This is a genomic window from Pseudomonas sp. GL_090 (assembly GCF_057837765.1).
In genome coordinates this window covers 5,165,070-5,182,671 of record NZ_CM174452.1, presented here as the reverse complement: position 1 = coordinate 5,182,671, position 17,602 = coordinate 5,165,070, and the positions used below count along the sequence as shown (strand labels likewise).

At 59.8% G+C, this 17,602-nt stretch carries 15 protein-coding genes; 8 read left to right on the top strand and 7 right to left on the bottom strand.

The genetic code is table 11. The features are described from left to right. Nucleotides 1-50 precede the first annotated feature (50 nt). The 3 genes from AC3ITA_RS23325 to groL all read left to right on the top strand — a co-directional run bounded on the left by AC3ITA_RS23325 (nt 51) and on the right by groL (nt 2,764). Complete coding sequence (locus AC3ITA_RS23325) at nt 51-527, top strand: FxsA family protein (protein WP_414929413.1); 477 nt, start codon at nt 51-53, stop codon at nt 525-527. A gap of 247 nt (nt 528-774) precedes the next feature. Next, nucleotides 775-1,068 carry a co-chaperone GroES gene (locus AC3ITA_RS23320; protein ID WP_095057064.1) on the top strand — a complete coding sequence of 98 codons (294 nt, stop codon included), beginning with the start codon at nt 775-777 and terminating at the stop codon, nt 1,066-1,068. Between the two features lie 49 nt (nt 1,069-1,117). After that, nucleotides 1,118-2,764: a chaperonin GroEL gene (gene groL / locus AC3ITA_RS23315; RefSeq protein WP_095943845.1), complete on the top strand. Its 1,647-nt coding sequence runs from the start codon at nt 1,118-1,120 to the stop codon at nt 2,762-2,764. Nucleotides 2,765-2,956: 192 nt separating this feature from the next. On the opposite strand, the gene AC3ITA_RS23310 is transcribed toward groL, so the two are convergent. Further along, complete coding sequence (locus tag AC3ITA_RS23310; RefSeq protein ID WP_095943846.1) at nt 2,957-3,700, bottom strand: phosphatase PAP2 family protein; 744 nt, start codon at nt 3,698-3,700, stop codon at nt 2,957-2,959. A 218-nt stretch (nt 3,701-3,918) separates the two neighbouring features. Between AC3ITA_RS23310 and colR the strand changes: the two genes are divergently transcribed. The 5 genes from colR to AC3ITA_RS23285 all read left to right on the top strand — a co-directional run bounded on the left by colR (nt 3,919) and on the right by AC3ITA_RS23285 (nt 7,636). Beyond that, nucleotides 3,919-4,602 carry a two-component system response regulator ColR gene (gene colR / locus AC3ITA_RS23305; RefSeq protein ID WP_007985839.1) on the top strand — a complete coding sequence of 228 codons (684 nt, stop codon included), beginning with the start codon at nt 3,919-3,921 and terminating at the stop codon, nt 4,600-4,602. Next, nucleotides 4,592-5,866: a sensor histidine kinase gene (locus AC3ITA_RS23300; RefSeq protein WP_095943847.1), complete on the top strand. Its 1,275-nt coding sequence runs from the start codon at nt 4,592-4,594 to the stop codon at nt 5,864-5,866. The genes colR and AC3ITA_RS23300 overlap by 11 nt, the downstream gene beginning before the upstream one ends. A gap of 153 nt (nt 5,867-6,019) precedes the next feature. Continuing rightward, nucleotides 6,020-6,688: a class I SAM-dependent methyltransferase gene (locus AC3ITA_RS23295; protein WP_489280823.1), complete on the top strand. Its 669-nt coding sequence runs from the start codon at nt 6,020-6,022 to the stop codon at nt 6,686-6,688. Nucleotides 6,689-6,692: 4 nt separating this feature from the next. After that, nucleotides 6,693-7,406: a lipopolysaccharide kinase InaA family protein gene (locus AC3ITA_RS23290; protein ID WP_095943848.1), complete on the top strand. Its 714-nt coding sequence runs from the start codon at nt 6,693-6,695 to the stop codon at nt 7,404-7,406. 2 nt (nt 7,407-7,408) lie between these two features. After that, on the top strand, nt 7,409-7,636 hold the full coding sequence (locus AC3ITA_RS23285; RefSeq protein ID WP_080925402.1) for a hypothetical protein: 228 nt from the start codon (nt 7,409-7,411) through the stop codon (nt 7,634-7,636). Between the two features lie 200 nt (nt 7,637-7,836). Here AC3ITA_RS23285 and AC3ITA_RS23280 read toward each other — a convergent pair whose 3' ends face one another. The 6 genes from AC3ITA_RS23280 to AC3ITA_RS23255 form a co-directional block, all read right to left on the bottom strand. Next, nucleotides 7,837-10,863, bottom strand: a complete 3,027-nt coding sequence (locus AC3ITA_RS23280) for a multidrug efflux RND transporter permease subunit (RefSeq protein WP_095943849.1) — start codon at nt 10,861-10,863, stop codon at nt 7,837-7,839. 13 nt (nt 10,864-10,876) lie between these two features. Next, complete coding sequence (locus tag AC3ITA_RS23275; RefSeq protein WP_095943850.1) at nt 10,877-12,025, bottom strand: efflux RND transporter periplasmic adaptor subunit; 1,149 nt, start codon at nt 12,023-12,025, stop codon at nt 10,877-10,879. A 199-nt stretch (nt 12,026-12,224) separates the two neighbouring features. Then, the gene (locus tag AC3ITA_RS23270; protein WP_095943851.1) at nt 12,225-13,325 is read right to left on the bottom strand and encodes a DUF1513 domain-containing protein; all 1,101 of its coding nucleotides are present in this window, start codon (nt 13,323-13,325) and stop codon (nt 12,225-12,227) included. A gap of 14 nt (nt 13,326-13,339) precedes the next feature. Beyond that, a complete protein-coding gene (locus AC3ITA_RS23265; protein ID WP_095943852.1) occupies nt 13,340-14,404 on the bottom strand; it encodes an imelysin family protein in 1,065 nt (354 codons plus the stop codon). 27 nt (nt 14,405-14,431) lie between these two features. Continuing rightward, nucleotides 14,432-15,859 (bottom strand): di-heme oxidoreductase family protein, encoded by a 1,428-nt coding sequence (locus AC3ITA_RS23260; RefSeq protein WP_095943853.1) that lies wholly within the window; start codon nt 15,857-15,859, stop codon nt 14,432-14,434. Between the two features lie 281 nt (nt 15,860-16,140). Then, the gene (locus tag AC3ITA_RS23255; RefSeq protein ID WP_095943854.1) at nt 16,141-17,490 is read right to left on the bottom strand and encodes an imelysin family protein; all 1,350 of its coding nucleotides are present in this window, start codon (nt 17,488-17,490) and stop codon (nt 16,141-16,143) included. Nucleotides 17,491-17,602 lie beyond the last annotated feature (112 nt).

The following is a 17,602-nucleotide window of genomic DNA, read 5'->3' as shown; positions in this document are numbered from 1 at the left end:
CGTCATCTAAGGTGAACTGGCAAGGCATTCTTGCGTTGAGGAACCATTTGATGCGCCCTTTTTTGTTGCTCTTTCTGCTGTTCCCGGTGTTGGAGCTGTTCGTATTCGTCAAGGTGGCAGGGTCCATCGGGTTTTTCCCGGCTCTGCTGCTGATCATTCTCGGCTCGATGTTCGGCGTGTTTGTGCTGCGCATCGCCGGCCTGGCGACGGCCCTGCGTGCCCGTGAAAGCCTGAGCCGCGGCGAACTGCCGGCCCAGACCATGCTCGAAGGCCTGATGCTGGCATTGGCCGGTGGCCTGCTGATTCTTCCCGGTTTCATCAGCGATGTGATCGGCCTGTTCTTGCTGCTGCCGTTCAGTCGTCGCCTGCTGGCCAATAAAATGCGCCAGCGCGCCGAAGAGCAAGCGATGCGTCAGCGAGCGTTCGCCGACGACCTCCAGGCCCGTGGTGGCCCGGCGCCTCGCGAGCCGCTTGGCCGTGAGCCCAACGTGATCGAAGGCGAGTTCGAACACCGCGATACCAAGTAATACGCACATCGACACGGCACCTTCGGGTGCCGTGTTCGTTTGCGGGGTATCGACATGAAAATTTTTCGATGCCCGCCCTTGTAATCAGCTTGTGCGCCCTTATGTAACGGTCACCGCAAGGTTTCTGGCGAACACGCCAGACAGACTTCCGCGGTTCGTTGACGAACCGCACCCGGCACCGCCGGACTTTGTTAAACCCGCCGGGACTACACCGGCCGATGAAAACCACAATTAGGAGAGATCGACAATGAAGCTTCGTCCTCTGCATGACCGCGTCGTCATCCGTCGCAGCGAAGAAGAAAAGAAAACCGCTGGCGGTATCGTCCTGCCAGGTTCGGCTGCTGAAAAAGCCAACAGCGGCGAAATCCTCGCTGTAGGTCCAGGCAAAGCACTGGAAAGCGGTGAAGTGCGTGCACTGTCCGTGAAAGTGGGCGACAAGGTTGTGTTCGGTCCTTACTCCGGCAGCAACACTGTGAAAGTCGACGGCGAAGACCTGCTGGTAATGAGCGAGAACGAAATCCTCGCTGTTATCGAAGGCTGATACCCCCGTTCATTTTCCGCTACTACAAAGTATTTAAGGAATATCGATCATGGCTGCTAAAGAAGTTCTGTTTGGCGATTCCGCCCGCAAGAAAATGCTCAAAGGCGTCAACGTCCTGGCTGACGCGGTAAAAGCGACCCTGGGCCCGAAAGGCCGTAACGTGATCATCGAGAAGAGCTTCGGCGCTCCGACCATCACCAAGGACGGCGTTTCCGTCGCCAAAGAAATCGAACTCGAAGACCGTTTCGAAAACATGGGCGCGCAGCTGGTCAAAGACGTTGCCTCCCGTGCCAACGATGACGCTGGTGACGGTACGACCACCGCTACCGTTCTGGCTCAGTCGATCGTCAACGAAGGCCTGAAAGCCGTCGCTGCCGGCATGAACCCGATGGATCTGAAGCGCGGCATCGACAAGGCGACCATCGCCATCGTCAAAGAGCTGAAAAACCTGTCCAAGCCATGCGCTGACACCAAGGCAATCGCTCAGGTTGGTACCATCTCGGCCAACTCCGACAACTCCATCGGCGACATCATTGCCGAAGCCATGGAAAAAGTCGGTAAAGAAGGCGTGATCACCGTTGAAGAAGGCACTGGCCTGGAAAACGAACTGTCGGTTGTAGAAGGCATGCAGTTCGACCGTGGCTACCTGTCCCCGTACTTCGTCAACAAGCCGGAAACCATGGTTGCCGAGCTGGACAACCCGCTGGTTCTGCTGGTCGACAAAAAGATCTCGAACATCCGCGAAATGCTGCCAGTTCTGGAAGCCGTTGCCAAAGCCGGCCGTCCACTGCTGATCGTTTCCGAAGACGTTGAAGGCGAAGCCCTGGCGACTCTGGTTGTGAACAACATGCGTGGCATCGTTAAAGTCGCAGCCGTCAAGGCTCCAGGCTTTGGCGACCGTCGCAAGGCCATGCTGCAGGACATCGCCGTTCTGACCGGCGGTACCGTTATCTCCGAAGAGATCGGCCTGAGCCTGGAAGCAGCCACCCTGGAAAACCTGGGCAGCGCCAAGCGCGTGACCATCTCCAAGGAAAACACCATCATCGTTGACGGTGCTGGCGTAGCAGGCGACATCGAGTCCCGTATCGCTCAGATCCGTGCTCAGGTTGCCGAAACTTCCTCGGACTACGACCGTGAAAAACTGCAAGAGCGTCTGGCCAAGCTGTCCGGCGGCGTTGCGGTGATCAAGGTTGGCGCTGGCTCCGAAGTAGAAATGAAAGAGAAGAAAGCTCGCGTTGAAGACGCCCTGCACGCAACCCGTGCAGCCGTTGAAGAAGGCGTGGTACCTGGCGGTGGCGTTGCGCTGATCCGCGCTCTGCAAACCCTGAACGATCTGAAAGGCGACAACGCTGATCAGGACGTGGGTATCGCTGTTCTGCGCCGTGCCGTTGAAGCACCGCTGCGTCAGATCGCTGCCAACAGCGGTGACGAGCCAAGCGTTGTGGTCAACGAAGTCAAGAACGGCAAAGGCAACTTCGGTTACAACGCTGCGACTGGCGAATACGGCGACATGATCGAAATGGGTATCCTGGACCCAACCAAGGTCACCCGTTCCGCGCTGCAAGCTGCATCGTCGATCGGCGGTCTGATCCTGACCACCGAAGCTGCTGTTGCTGACGCACCGAAGAAAGAAGGTGCATCTGGCGGCGGTATGCCAGACATGGGCGGTATGGGCGGCATGGGCGGCATGATGTAAGCCAGCCTTACCCCCTGTACGAAAAAACCCCGCCTGCGAAAGCAGGCGGGGTTTTTTATTGCCCGGACTTTGAAGCCTGTATCAGTTCATTGTGGGAGCGAGCCTGCTCGCGAAAGCCATGTATCAGTCAACATCATCATTGAATGTTGAACTGCTTCGCGAGCAGGCTCGCTCCCACATTTGATCTGCATATCAGACGGCTACAGGTACTGCACTGGCCCCGCGTTCAGCCCTCAAGGCCGGTCGATACAGAACGAAGTAATACGACCCCAGACAAATCAGCCAGCAGAACACCGCCGTCCACACGTTGTGCGAGAAGAAATGCGCGCCCTGCATCATCCGGCCGATGGAGAACACCGAGCCGAGGGCAAAGGCGAAGACAAACGCTGCGCGAGCCATGCGCGGGCGACGGTCACGCAGTACGAAAAACAGCGCAAACAGGGTGAAACCGGTGGCCGCATGGCCGCCGGGCCAGCAACGCCCCGGTTTTTCGGTGGGCGGGCGAGGGCTCAGCAGTTCGCTGTAGGTCTCGTGACCGCCGAATTGCTCGAGGCTCCATGGGCATTGCACCGCGGTCACCGCTTTCATGGGCGTGACAAAGGAAGTTGCCAGCCCGAGGGACAGCACCAGGCAACCCAATTCCCGTTTGAGCGGTTTGAGCCTGGTCGAGAAGAACGAAGCAATGAAGCCGAGGATGGCAAACACCGAGAAGGCGATCACCACTTGCTTGGCGCGATCGTGCAGGATGTCCTCGAGGAAGTAACTGTGGCGACCGATGAATTCCCCGGCGACCGGGTCGTAAAACAGCTTGGCCAGGTCCATGTCCAGACTGGTCAATTCGAGCAATACCAGAATGATCGCAGCTACGGCGGGAACCCCAAGGCACACCCAGAAGTTGAGCGGACGAGGGGCAGGGCGGGCAAGGGTCGAAACCATGCTAGTTCCTTGATCAGTGAAATGTTCTCAAATGCGCAGCCGCGCAGAGTCTGGACCCGAATCTGTCGCTTGTGTGTGAATCCCGGGTGAAAAACTTGTTAAGGCTGCAATCGGTCAATTTCCACGCTTTTGCACTTTACTCAGCCCTAGCCGTGCGCTGAACTTCGCCTTAAGCTGCGCGGGCCACGACGGCCGTTACTGTGGACGGAGAGATACCCATGCGAATTCTATTGGTTGAAGACAACCGCGATATCCTGGCCAACCTGGCCGATTACCTGGGGCTCAAAGGCTATACCGTGGATTGCGCGCAGGATGGTTTGTCGGGCCTGCATCTGGCGGCCACCGAGCACTACGATTTGATCGTGCTCGATATCATGTTGCCCGGCATCGATGGCTACACCCTGTGCAAGCGCCTGCGCGAGGATGCTCGCCGCGAAACGCCGGTGATCATGCTCACGGCCCGCGATCAGCTGGATGATCGTCTGCAAGGCTTCAAGTCCGGCGCCGATGACTACCTGATCAAACCGTTCGCCCTGTCGGAACTGGCAGCGCGTATCGAAGCGGTCATGCGCCGTACCCAAGGCGGTGGGCGGCGGACCTTGCAGGTCGGCGACCTGAGCTACGACCTCGACACCCTGGAAGTCACTCGCGAAGGCCGCTTGCTGAAACTCAACCCGGTCGGCCTGAAGTTGCTGGCGGTGTTGATGCAGAAAAGCCCTCATGTGCTGCGCCGTGAAATTCTTGAAGAAGCGCTCTGGGGCGACGACTGCCCGGACAGCGACAGCCTGCGCAGTCATGTCCACCAACTGCGCCAGGTGATCGACAAGCCGTTCGCCAAGCCATTGCTGCAAACCGTGCACGGTGTGGGGTATCGCCTGGCCGAGGGCCGTGATGGAGTTTAAGCAGAGCCTTGCTCAACGCATCATCATTGCCTTTGCGCTGATGAGCGCACTGGTGGCGGGCGCTTTTGCCATGGGCATCGTGGCGACCGTGCACCTGGTGGAGGAAAAGCTGATTTCCGCCGGCCTGGGCGGCGATTTGCAGCGCCTGCTGCTGATGGACAATGTCACGGACTGGAGCCACCGCCCCGAACCGGATCAATTGTTCTACTTCAGCAATGGGCCAGGCGATTTCAGGTTGCCCAAGGACTTGCGGCACCTGGAGCCGGGTTTCCACGAAGTGTTCCGTGAAAACCTGTCGTACCACGCCATGGTCGAAATCGTCGACGGCCGACGTTACGTGCTGTTGCAGGACCAGAGCGACTTCGAAGAGCGTGAACGGGTGCTGTTTGCCGTGGTGCTGGTGGGTTTCGTACTGAGCCTGGCACTGGCGGTGTTTCTTGGCTGGGTCCTGGCACGCAGGGTCATGGCGCCGGTGGTTCGGCTGGCCCGTCAGGTACGCCATCGTGATCAACTGCTGGGTTTGGCTCCCCCCTTGGCGCCGGATTATGCCGCCGACGAAGTGGGCGAACTGGCCGTGGCCTTCGACGCCACCCTCGGGCGTTTGCGTCAGGCCCTGAGCCGTGAGCGATTGTTCACCAGCGACGTCAGCCACGAATTGCGCACGCCCCTGATGATCCTGGCCAGTTCCTGCGAGTTGTTGCTGGAAAACCCTGGTCTGGATCAGCGTGGTCGCGCCCAGGTCGAGCGCATCGCCAGGGCCTGTGAAGAAATGCGTGAACTGGTGCAAACCTTCCTGATGCTGGCCCGTACCCAGCGCGACGACGCCAGCATGTCGCCGCAGCAGTCCCTGGGCCAGGTAGCCGAGGGCCTGGTCGGTTTGTGGCGCGAGCCCATTGAAAGCAAAGGGCTGAAGCTGATCTTCGAACCGGGCAACCCCGAGGCCAATAGCTACAATGCGACGCTCCTGCACGCAGTGATGGGTAACTTGCTGCGCAACGCCTTGCACTACACCGAACGGGGCTTCATTCGCCTGAGCCTGTCGGGCACGGGATTTCTGGTTGAAGACAGCGGTGTGGGCATTCCCGAGGAAAAACGCGAGGCGATGTTCGAACCCTTCGTTCGGGGCACTGAAAAACGCGGGGAAGGTCTGGGCCTGGGGCTTTCACTGGTGCAACGGATCTGTGAAAACCAGGGCTGGAGCGTCAGCCTGACTACGATGGAGCCCAGTGGCTGCCGTTTTCAGGTGGAGCTGTCCCGAACTTGATCTATTGAGTCAGGTGTCCAGCAAACCCTGTCAATTCTGAAAAACCCTGTAATACTTCCGGGTTCCCCTAACGATATTTTCACAAATGGATGACCAGTCGCCGACACTTCAAAATCTAAGGTAGCTGCTATCAGAAGTTCAGGAGACCTGATGATGGACGGCCCGATCAAGCTCGATTTTTCGGAAAAATACGACGATCAACACGCGAAACGCTATTTGCGCAAACACCAGGAAGGTCTCGGCCGTCGATTGTCCCATTGGCGTGACGAGCAACTGGCGCGTAAGGCGCTGGCTCTGGTTGGCGAGCCTGGTCTGGTCCTCGATTTGCCTTGTGGTGCAGGGCGTTTCTGGCCCGTGTTGGCGGAAAAATCCAACCGCGTGATCATCGGTGCCGATAATTCGGAGTCCATGCTGAAGATCGCAACCCAGGCGCAACCTGCCGATGTGGTGAAACGGGTACAACCCTTGCACACATCCGCATTCGACATCGCCTTGCCGGACAACGCCGTCGACAGCATTTTTTGCATGCGCTTGCTCCACCACATCGGTGAAGCCGAGCATCGCATGGTTATTTTGCGTGAGTTCGAGCGGGTTACCCGTGATAGCGTGATCCTTTCGCTGTGGGTCGATGGCAACTTCAAGGCGTGGAAACGCAAGCGTTCGGAGAAAACCCGTGGGCAGGAAGGTTACCAAAACAGGTTTGTGTTACCGGCCGCTACCGTAGAAAAGGAATTTGAGCAGGCGGGTTTCCGCATCCAGGAACAACTGGACTTTTTGCCGCTCTATGCCATGTGGCGAGTTTACGTATTACGCAAGAGGTAACAGGATGGCAGTGCAGTGTGCAGCAGAAACGGAAGTCGTTCCCCAGGACCGCTTCGATTACTTCTGGAGTCAGCGTGGTGAGTGGGTAGAAGAACCCAACGTCCGTCGCGGCGGGGAAAGCGGCGTTCAACGCCTGATGGGCAGTGATGGTCAACTGCTCTACGTCAAGCGCCAGACCGGGCATATCCATCGTAGCTTGCAGCACCCTTTCGGGCGGCCTACGGTAATGCGTGAGCATGCTGCGCTCATAGGCGTGACCGCGCTTGGCGTACGGGTTCCGGAAATCGTTTTCTGTGGCGCACAGCCCGATCCTGTTCACAAGTGGCGTGCCTTGTTGGTCACCAAGTCGCTGGACGGCTACGAGGAAATCGATCGCTGGTACGACGGTGGCGGTCGCGAGCGTCATGGTGCAGCCATAAACGACCGAGTGCTCAATGACCTGGCTGAAAACCTGGCTCGCATGCACAAGGGCCGCTGGCAGCACGGTTGCCTTTACGACAAGCATGTTTTCGTTCGTGTGACCGGTGAGGGCGAGACGGCCAAGGTCGAAGTGGCCCTGATCGATCTGGAGAAGTGCCGAAAGCGTTTGACGGCCTATCGCGCAGCTGTCCATGACTTGAAACAGTTGCGCCGCCACTCGTCGTTCAACGACGCAGACTGGAAAAAGCTCATCTACTTTTATGAGACGGCGTTTGGCAGCGCTATCAAGGGTTTATAGCGATGAAACTCGAAATTGCACGAGGTTTGTTTCTGGTAGGAGCCTTGGCAGTTGCATCGATCGCGATGGCAACCTGGGAGCAACCACGCCCCCAGGTTCTCAGCTCGATAAACGCAGAAGAACATTGTCCGTTGCCACGGGTTGCCAAGGCATCCGTGGCCACTCGACCCGATCATGACTTGTTGCTGTTCATGTTCGGACTTTCTCAGGGATTGAGGCCGCAGAGTTGAAACGATTGAAGCCAAAATGAAAGGCCTCGTTGATGCGAGGCCTTTTTTTGTCTTTGGAAATCTACCGAAGTGCATAGGGCCTTTGTGGGAGCGAGCCTGCTCGCGAAAGCGATGTATCAGTCAACATCCCTGTTGAATGGTAAGCCATCTTCGCGAGCAGGCTCGCTCCCACAGATTCATCTCCTACAGGTTGTTCTGCGTCAGCGCTTATCGGGTTTAGCCAGCAAGGTGTAGACGCAAGGCAACACAAACAGGGTGAACAACGTCCCGATCGACATGCCCGTCGCGATGACCGTTCCGATGTCGAACCGGCTGACCGCACCAGCACCGCTGGCGATGATCAATGGCACCATGCCGAACACCATCGCCGCGGTGGTCATCAACACCGGACGCAGCCGGATCGCCGCCGCTTCTTCCACCGCTTCCCGTGCGGTCAGGCCCTTGGCCTTGCGTAGCTGGTTGGCGAACTCGACGATCAGAATGCCGTGCTTGCTGATCAGCCCGATCAAGGTCACCAGCCCGACCTGGGTATAGATGTTCATGCTCGACCAGCCCAGGAACAGCGGAATCAATGCGCCGCAGATAGACAGGGGCACGGTGACCAGGATCACCAGCGGGTCGCGGAAGCTTTCGAACTGGGCCGCCAGCACGAGGAAAATGATCGCCAGTGCCAGGGCAAAGGTGACCCACAGGGCACTGCCTTCCTGAACGTACTGCCTCGATGCGCCGGCGTAGTCGAAGGCAAAGCCGGGGGGGGCCTCTTCCCGGGCGATCTGGCGCACGAGGTCGATGGCTTCCCCCATGCTCACCAGTGGCACGCCGGACAGGATGGCCGAATTGAGTTGCTGGAACTGGTTCAGCTGTCTCGGTCGAGCGCGGTCGGTGACGGTGATCAGGGTCGACAACGCCAACAGTTCGCCCTTGGTGTTTTTCACGTAGTAATTGTTCAGCCAGTCCGGATTGTCACGGAACGGCCGCTCGACCTGGGCAATGACCTTGTAACTGCGACCTTCAATGGTGAATCGGTTGATCTCGCCTTCACCCAGCAGGGTCGCCAGGGTTCCCCCCAGATCCTGCATGGAAACCCCCATCTGCGCGGCCTTGGCGCGGTCGATATCCACCACCACCTCCGGCTTGTCGAAGGCCAGGTCAACGTGGACAAAGGCAAACTTGCCGGATTCCTTCGCACGTTTTTTTACCCGGTCGATCACTTGCAGCAGCAATTCGTAATCATTGGCGGAGTTGATGACGAACTGGAACGGCACGCCTTCGCCGGTGCCCGGCAGTGACGGCAGGTTGAAGCCGAAAATCTGCAGCCCCGGGATCTTTTCCAGTTTGGCCTGCACCTCGGGCAGGATCGCCATTTGCGTGCGACTGCGATCGTCCCATGGTTTGAGCAGGAAACCGCCGATGCCCGATTGCACGCCGTTGAAGCCGTTGATCTGGAACGACGAGTAGTACTCGGGAAACGCCTTGAAGATCGAGACGAACTCGTCGGTGTAGGTGTTCAGGTAGTCAAGGTTGGTCGGTTGCGGGGCGTTGGCAATCATGAAAATGATGCCCTGGTCCTCATCCGGCGCCAGTTCCGATTTGGTGAATTTGAGAAGGACCGGAATCAGGCACAACACGATCACGGCGAACACCAGCACCACCGGCCGGGTGTTGAGGGTGCCGTGAAGCAGGCTCTGGTAGCGGCGCTTGAGGCGTTCGAAAATCATGTCCAGGCGATGGGCCAGGCCACTGGGGTTCTCGTCGTGACGCAGCAGAAACGCACACATCATCGGCGACAGGGTCAGGGCGACGATACCGGAAATCACCACCGCGCCGGCCAGGGTCAGGGCGAACTCCTTGAACAACGCCCCGGTCAGGCCGGTCAGGAAACCGATCGGGGCGTACACCGCCGCCAGGGTGATGGTCATCGAGACCACCGGCATGGCGATTTCCCGGGCGCCTTCAATGGCGGCTTCGAGCGGTGTCTTGCCTTCCTCGATGTGACGGTGAATGTTTTCCACCACCACGATGGCGTCGTCCACTACCAGGCCAATGGCCAATACCATCGCCAGCAGGGTGAGCAGGTTGATCGAGTACCCCATCATCTGCATGAAGAACATCACGCCGATCATCGACAGCGGGATGGTCACCACCGGGATCACCACCGAGCGCAGGGCACCAAGGAACAGGAACACCACCACGATCACGATCAGCACCGCTTCGAACAGGGTTTTCACCACTTCGTCGATCGAGGCCTGGATGAACAGGGTGGCGTCGTAGGCGATTTCACCTTTCAGGTTCGGCGGTAGCTGGGCCTCAAGGTCCGGCATGATCTTGCGCACTTCCTTGATCACTTCCAGCGGGTTGGCACCGGGAGTCCCCTTGATGCCGATGTACACCGAAGGGGTGCCACCGAACGAGCTGATGGTGTCGTAGTTTTCCGCACCCATTTCCACGCGCGCCACATCCCGCAGCAGCACCCGGCTGTCGCCATCGACCTTGAGCGGAATTGCCCCGAAGGCTTCGGCGGACTTGAGTTCGGTATTGGCGTTGATGCTGGTGACCACGTATTCGCCTTTCACCTCGCCGGCAGCCGAGAGGAAGTTGTACTGGCGCACCGCGTTGGTCACATCACTGGCACTGAGGCCGAAACCCGCCAGCTTCATCGGGTCCAGCCACAGGCGCATGGCAAAGACCTGGTTGCCGAGGATCTCGGCTTCGGCCATGCCGGGCAAGGTCGCCAGTTTCGGCTGGATCACTCGCGACAGGTAATCGGTAATCTGCGGGTTGCTCAATTCCTTGCTGAAGAAGCTCATGTACATCAGCACTGACGCATCGGCAGATTCTTTGCTCAGCACCGGGTCTTCAGCGTCCTGGGGCAGCTGGCTCTTGACCTCGTTGGCCTTGGCCAGCAGTTCGGTAAACAGACGGTCGCTGTTGGCGCCGATGCGCGCGTAGATCGAGATCACCGAGAAGTTCTGGCGACTGACCGAGGTCATGTAGTCGATGCCCTCGGCGCTGGCCAGGCTTTGCTGCATCGGTTGGGTGATATAGCCCTGGATGGTTTCGGCGTTGGCCCCGGGGTAGGCGGTGGTCACCGTGATCAGGGCGTTTTCCATTTGCGGGTACTGGCGCAGCGGCAACTTGCCCCAGGCCTGGAAACCCAACAGCACAATCAGCAGGCTGACCACTGTTGCAAGAACCGGGCGACGGATGAACGGATCGGTAAAAGCCATGGGGATTCCTTGATCAGTTCGCGCGTGGCGGGCTGTTCTGCCCGGCCAGGGTCTTGTCGTCGCTGATGGCAACGCGTGAGCCGTTATCCAGTTTGAGCTGGCCGGCGGTCACCACTTTTTCGCCGCTCTGCACGCCTTTGGTGATCATCACTTGCCCGTCGCGGCGTTCGCCGGTCTCGACAAAACGCCGTTCGGCGATCAGCACCGGTTGGCCCTTGTCGTCCTTTACCAGGCTGCCATCCTCGGCCTTCCTGGGTACGGCCACATACACCGAGTTGCCGTAGAGCGTGTAGGTAATCGCGCTTTCCGGCACCACGATGCGCGGCTGCGGGTCGGGCAGGAGCACCTGGAGGCTGGCGAACATGCCTGGCATCAACTTGCCATCGGGGTTGGCCAGGGTGGCGCGGACCTGCACGTTACGGGTGCTGTTCTCGACCTTGGGGTTGATTGCACTGATGGTGCCGGGGTACTCCTGGGTCGGATACGCCGCGACAATGACCTGCACTGGCTGGCCGAGCGCAATCTTCGGCACCGACTGCTCAGGCACGAAAAAGTCGACATACAGGCTACTGAGGTCTTGCAGGGTGGCGATCATGGTGCCGCTGGCCACATAGTCGCCGACGTCCACCTGACGAATGCCGATGGTGCCGCTGAACGGCGCGATGATGCGTTTTTTCTCGAGCGCGGCCTTGAGCTGATTGACCGTGGCCCTGCTCTTTTTCAGGACCGCCGAGAGTCGGTCGAATTCGCCTTTGGAAATCGCCTGGCTGCCCACCAGCTGGCTGCCACGGTTGTAGTCCAGCTGGGCCAGCCCGAGGTCGGCCAGGGCGGTTTCGAGCAAGGCGCTTTCCACGGCGCTGTCGAGCCGGACGATGGGCTGACCGGCCTTGACCTTCTGCCCTGACTCGAACTGGACATCGATGACGGTGCCATCGGTCTCCAGGCTCAGGTCCACGCCCTGCAATGCCTTGAGCGTACCAACAGTAGGCAGGCGGACTTGCCATGGGCGTTCGGTGGCGGTGGCCACGGCAACGCTGATGGCCGGCCTGGGCGCAGAGAAGCCTTGAACCATCGTGTAGATCGAGAAGGCTTTGTACGCAGCCAGGACCAGCACAATCAGTAGAACAACACCCAACATGATCAGCATGCGGCGACGCAGCATATCCAGTTCCTTGGAGAAAATCAGGTGAGACAGTGGGGCACACTACCGGGAGTGTAGAGGGTAATCCAACTGCCGTTTTTACAGGTTGTGAGGTATTAGAGGGGTGAAAGCCTGAAAAGATTCGCCGCCTCGGGTCGCGTCTGCGGGGTGTATGTCATCCCGATACTGGCGCGGCCGAGGGCGGCGATCTTTTAATGATTCAGGCCATCAGATGCAGATGGTTGTCCCAGAGCCCTGCGGGTAGCTCCAGTGGTTTTGCGACCAGGTTTGTCTGGCGGCAGTCGTAGTAGCGGCAGCGCCCCTGGCCCGAGGTCACGACAAAACCATCGGCCACGGCGCCGACCCCGGCGCAATCGGGCAGTGGCGCGTCCAGGCGTACCTCGCCGCTGTCCAGGTCCCAGATGAAAAAGCGGTTGCCCCGCGGCGCAGTCAATGCCACCAGGCGCAAGTCGCTGTGTACCGCGACGCTGGCGGTGTAGTGTCCCATGGCCTGCAACTGATGCTCGGGTACCGGGAACGCGACGAAGGGCTGGCCGGGCCGCTTGATCGCCAACAGCTCCGACGACTCGTGGGCCGCGCCCATGAACTGCTGGCTGGCGACGATGGTACCGTCGCTGGCGATGGCCAGATGGCGCACGCTGTTCATCTGCTGGGCGAGGGTTTCCTTGCTCAGCAGGGTGCCGTCGCGGTGCATCAGGACCAGGCTCGGTTCCATGGCGTTGAGGTTCATCTCCACCCGGCTTTCGGCCTCGGTGCGAATTCCGCCGTTGGCCACCACCAGGGTTTCGCCATCGGGCATCCACGACACCTGGTGCGGACCGAGGCCGTGGGTGGAAATCTCGCCGCTGTGCACCAGCCGTTCGCCTTCGAATCTGTACACGCCGAGCAGGCCGCGACCCGGATCGGTGGTGTCGTTTTCGGTGGCGTACAGCCAGTCGCCGCTGTGGTGAATGACCGCGTGCCCGTAGAAGTGCCGGTTCGGCTGCGACGCCACGGTTTGCAGGAGCGTGCCGTCGCGCAGATCGATCAGGTAGCTCTCGGTGCCCGGACGGCGAGCGACGAACAGCGCAATCGGCAGTGTCGGGTGGTTGACGATGTCGTGACAACGCTGGCCGACCCGGGTGGCGAACACCTGGGTACCATCCAGACGATAACCGACGGCGTAATGCTGGCCGTCGGTGTCGTCCCGTGCCGAAAGCAACAACGGACTCTTGTCTTTTTGCCTGAACAGCTTCCAGCCGCCCAGCGTCACTGCACCCAGCAGCAAACTACCTAATGTCAGAACCTGGCGTCGCAGCATGGAACCGGCCCTCATCAGTCACCGTCGTTGGCGTTGAAGCCCAGTTGGATGCCCAGTGCCTTGGCCAGATCGGCCTCGTGCAGGCGATGGACAACGTTGAGGCTGTCATACAGCTCGTTGAGTTGCTGGCGGCCGGCTTCGTCATTGAGCATGTCGGTCAGCGAACGCTGGTTGCCGGCAAACAGTTTCAACGAGGCGGCATAGGCCGCATCGATCTTGTCGGCCAACGGCTTCTGCTCGCTCGGCAACAGGCCGCGCAGGCCTTTGTTGTCCACGCCTTCCCAGACCGTTTTGGCGGCCGCGAGGCTGGCTTCGAGGCTGGTCAGGGATGCCTGGCTGCGCCATGCATCGGCCTGGAATGGTTGCGGCACGCCCTTGCTCTGGCGGCCCATCGGCGTGCCGAGTTTTTTCTTCAGGGTGTCGATGGCCGTGACTTGTACGCGCAGCAGATCGGCGATCGCTTCGTGGGAGTCCGCATAACGCTGGTTCGGGAATTTGCTCATTTGCGCGAGCATGCCGTCGGTGTTGTTCCAGGTTTGCAGAATATCTTCAGCCAATTGCTTCTGGCGTTCGCCGATGGCGATCAGCAGCGGGCAATATTTGCTCTTCTGCTCAGCGTTGGCCACGTCAGGCTTGCTGTCGAACAGAATGTATTCGTAGGCCGAGAGCCCCTGTACCACAACGCTGGACTTGGCCAGGGCGGCGGCATCGATTTGCGGCTGGGCGGTGACCAGTTGCTCGACCTGACGGCCGACCAGGTTTTTCTTGTCCGGCCAGAACTGCACTTGCCACGAACGGTTGCCTTCGGCCAATGGCCCGATCAGCAGCGGTTGCAATTCGGCCCAGGCTTTTTGCGCATGCAGGAAGTCGGCACGGGCGGTTTCCAGGGTTTCCTTGCCTTCGCAGTAGGCGAGGGCGCTGACCGCCAATTGACGGTCGGCTTCAACCCAACGGGTGTAGGTCGGCAGGATCACCGACTTGGCGATGGCCGCCGACGTGACCGCTTGCGGGTCCTGGGGCGAGCAGGCGCCCAGAGCGAGGGCGGCAAGGCTGGTGAACAACAGTTTGGGACGGAACATGTCGGGCTCCCGCGAGTGGAATGCGTGTTAAAGGGAATTCAGGAACGCCAGCAACGCAGCGCGTTGCTCGGCATTGAAAGACAAAACCTGTTGCTGCGCCGCTTGTGCCTCGCCACCATGCCAGAGCACGGCTTCGAGCAGGTTGCGGGCACGGCCGTCGTGCAGGAACTGGGTGTGGCCGCTGACCGCCTGTGTCAGGCCGATGCCCCACAACGGCGGGGTACGCCATTGGCGACCGCTGGCCTGGAATTCGCTACGGTTGTCGGCCAGGCCATCGCCCATGTCATGCAGCAGCAGATCGCTGTACGGACGAATCTCTTGATTGGCCAGTTCAGGTTCGGCGGCATTGGCGGCGGTGGTGTATTTCGGTGTGTGACAGGTTTGGCAACCAGCCTGATAAAACAGGGTCTTGCCGGCCAGCACTTCTGGCGCGTTGACATTACGGCGGGCCGGCACGGCGAGGTTACGGCTGTAGAACAGCACCAGGCGCAGGATGTTGTCGCTGACTTCCGGCTCGCCATTGGGGCCGTTGCCACTGGGTGCCTGTTTGCAGGCCGTTTGCGCGTCCGTGCAGTCATCAATGGGTCTGAGGCTGGTCGTGAGCCCCATATCACCCGAAAACGCGTGGACATTCTGCTGGTTGAGGTTCGGTTGTCCGGCTTTCCAGCCAAATCGCCCCAGAACGGTCTTTTGCTGGGCGTCATCCCAGACCCGGTTCGGTTGTCCGCTGACGCCCTTGTTCGCCTTGGCCTGTGCCTCGGCGTTGGCCAGGATTGCTTCCTCGGGGATCGCTTCGAGCAGGCCCAGGCCAATCATCGGCGGCGCCACGCGGGCCGAGAAGCGGGTGTCGGGGTGCATCGGGCCGTAGCCCAACTGGGTGATGTTCAGGTTCGGTTTGCGCAACTCGACTTCGGTGCCGTCCTTGAAGCGAACCGGCACGGCGGTGTAATCGACCCGTACTTTGCCTTCGGGGGCCACACCGGGGACAGCCATGTCCTGGAACTGGCCGCCGTAGACGGGCTCCGGCACCACTCCCAACTGTTCGATGACCTTGGCATATGCCGGGGCGTCGGGAATCGACAGGCGTACCAGCATCGACACGGCGTTCACATCGTCGGGAGTCGGCGGATGGCCGCGGCCGTCCTTGATGTGGCAGCCCTGGCAGGCATTGGTGTTGAACAGTGGGCCGAGGCCATCGCGAGCGGTCGTCGTCGATGGAGCGATCACCCAGGGGCTGCGGAAGAAGCTGTTGCCGACGCTGAAATCCACGCGCCGTGACGGCGGCAGGTTCGCCGAGGGCATGGAAAACGCGTTCTGATCGGTCTTGCGCACCGTCGCACTGCCGCCGGAGCGGGCTTCACCGGGTTCGGCCCGGGTGAATTTCGGGGCGTCATCGCAGGCACTCAGGCCCAGAGCCAGAAACAGTGCGGACAAGCGAAGAGGCAGCGAGGGCATCAGACATCCTGCAAGACGAGCAAAACAAGGGCGCAAAGTCTAACAGGGGATGGGAATTTGAATAAGAGGAATTATCGTTTGCTTGATGTGGGACAGGTAATTTGGCTTGCCCATAACCCCCTGTAGGAGCGAGCCTGCTCGCGATTGCAATGTGTCATCCAAAACTGATGTCGACTGACATGGCCCTATCGCGAGCAGGCTCGCTCCTACAGTTGTTTGTGTTATGGCCGACAAAAAAGGCGACCCGAAGGTCGCCTTATTACTCACTCAGCCAGCGTTGATCAGAATTCGTGATCAGCGTTGTCCGGGTTCAGGTCGTTGATGCCCAGTTTGCCAGCGGCGGCTTCGATCGAACCGGTCTGCTTGACCAGGGAAGCGATGGCGTCACGGACGATCTGGTTGCCAGCGGTGTTGCCGGCTGCGATCAACTGGTCGTAGTGCTCACCCTTGTTGGCGTGGTCGACCATGATCTGAAGCTTGGCTTCGGTGGCGGCCAGGTCGTCTTTCAGCGCGGTGTCGGCAGCCGGATCGGCTTTGGCCACCAGGGACGACAGGCTGGCGCCGGTCATTTTGGTGCCGTCGACGCGAGTGTATTCGCCCAGGTACACGTTACGAATGCCTTTGGCATCGTAGAAGTGCGAGTTGTGGGTGTTGTCGCTGAAGCAATCCTGTTCGTCTTCCGGGGAGTTGGCTTCCAGGGAAACCTTCATGCGCTCGCCCGCCAGTTCACCCAGGGACAGGCTGCCCATGCCGAACAGCATTTTGCGCAGGCCGGTTTCGGCCGGTTCTGCTTCCAGGGTGGCGCGGTAGTTGTCGGCCACGTTCGGCTTCCAGTTACCGACCATTTCTTCCAGGTCGCTGACCAGCAGCTGAGTCACGGACTTCAGGTAGGCACGACGACGATCGTTGTGACCGCCGGTAGCGCCTTTGCCTTCCAGGTAGTCCGAAGCCGGACGGTTGCCGGCGCCAGGGCCGGTGCCGTTCAGGTCCTGGCCCCAGAGCAGGAATTCGATGGCGTGGTAGCCGGTGGCGACGTTGGCCTCGGAACCGCCCAGCTCGTTCAGGCTGGCGAGTTTTGCCGGGGTGATGTCTTTGACATCGACCTTGTCTTCGCCGATCTGCACTTGAGTGTTGGCGATGATGTTGGCAGTGGCACCCGGGTTGCCCAGGGCGTGTTCGTAGGACTTGTCGACGTAGTCGATCAGGCCTTCGTCCAGCGGCCAGGAGTTCAACTGACCTTCCCAGTCGTCAACGATGGTGTTGCCGAAGCGGAACACTTCGCTCTGCAGGTAAGGTACGCGAGCAGCAACCCAGGCAGCCTTGGCGGCTTTCAGGGTGTCGGCGTTCGGCTTGGCGAGGAAGGCGTCTACGGCGGTTTGCAGGGTCTTCGCGGTGGATTCGGCATCGCTATAAACGGCGAACACGATGTCGGCGTAATGGGCGACAACGGCTTTGGCGGCGGCTTCGTCGACTTTACCGACGGCAGCAGGCGCAGCGGCTGGAGCAGCCGGGGCAGCCGCAGTGCTGGCAGCTGGCGCGGCAGCTTTTTCTTGGTCTTTGCCTTCGCCGCAACCGGCGAGGGAAATAGCGATGGCCAACAGACTGGCGGTAGCCAGAGGCATACGAATCATGGCGAACATCCTGCTTCGATAGGGGTGGAGTCGTGCTATGCACACGCAAAACTGCGACATAATGCAAATCTTTCGCATTATGTGTAAAGGGTTGTACCTGTAAATATTTCTT

Coding starts and splice junctions, on each gene's coding strand:
- AC3ITA_RS23325 (WP_414929413.1), top strand. CDS start 51: ATGCGCCCTTTTTTGTTGCTCTTTCTGCTGTTCCCGGTGTTGGAGCTG.
- AC3ITA_RS23275 (WP_095943850.1), bottom strand. CDS start 12,025: ATGCTGCGTCGCCGCATGCTGATCATGTTGGGTGTTGTTCTACTGATT.
- AC3ITA_RS23285 (WP_080925402.1), top strand. CDS start 7,409: ATGAAACTCGAAATTGCACGAGGTTTGTTTCTGGTAGGAGCCTTGGCA.
- AC3ITA_RS23265 (WP_095943852.1), bottom strand. CDS start 14,404: ATGTTCCGTCCCAAACTGTTGTTCACCAGCCTTGCCGCCCTCGCTCTG.
- AC3ITA_RS23310 (WP_095943846.1), bottom strand. CDS start 3,700: ATGGTTTCGACCCTTGCCCGCCCTGCCCCTCGTCCGCTCAACTTCTGG.
- AC3ITA_RS23300 (WP_095943847.1), top strand. CDS start 4,592: ATGGAGTTTAAGCAGAGCCTTGCTCAACGCATCATCATTGCCTTTGCG.
- AC3ITA_RS23280 (WP_095943849.1), bottom strand. CDS start 10,863: ATGGCTTTTACCGATCCGTTCATCCGTCGCCCGGTTCTTGCAACAGTG.
- AC3ITA_RS23260 (WP_095943853.1), bottom strand. CDS start 15,859: ATGCCCTCGCTGCCTCTTCGCTTGTCCGCACTGTTTCTGGCTCTGGGC.
- colR (WP_007985839.1), top strand. CDS start 3,919: ATGCGAATTCTATTGGTTGAAGACAACCGCGATATCCTGGCCAACCTG.
- AC3ITA_RS23320 (WP_095057064.1), top strand. CDS start 775: ATGAAGCTTCGTCCTCTGCATGACCGCGTCGTCATCCGTCGCAGCGAA.
- AC3ITA_RS23295 (WP_489280823.1), top strand. CDS start 6,020: ATGGACGGCCCGATCAAGCTCGATTTTTCGGAAAAATACGACGATCAA.
- AC3ITA_RS23270 (WP_095943851.1), bottom strand. CDS start 13,325: ATGCTGCGACGCCAGGTTCTGACATTAGGTAGTTTGCTGCTGGGTGCA.
- groL (WP_095943845.1), top strand. CDS start 1,118: ATGGCTGCTAAAGAAGTTCTGTTTGGCGATTCCGCCCGCAAGAAAATG.
- AC3ITA_RS23255 (WP_095943854.1), bottom strand. CDS start 17,490: ATGATTCGTATGCCTCTGGCTACCGCCAGTCTGTTGGCCATCGCTATT.
- AC3ITA_RS23290 (WP_095943848.1), top strand. CDS start 6,693: ATGGCAGTGCAGTGTGCAGCAGAAACGGAAGTCGTTCCCCAGGACCGC.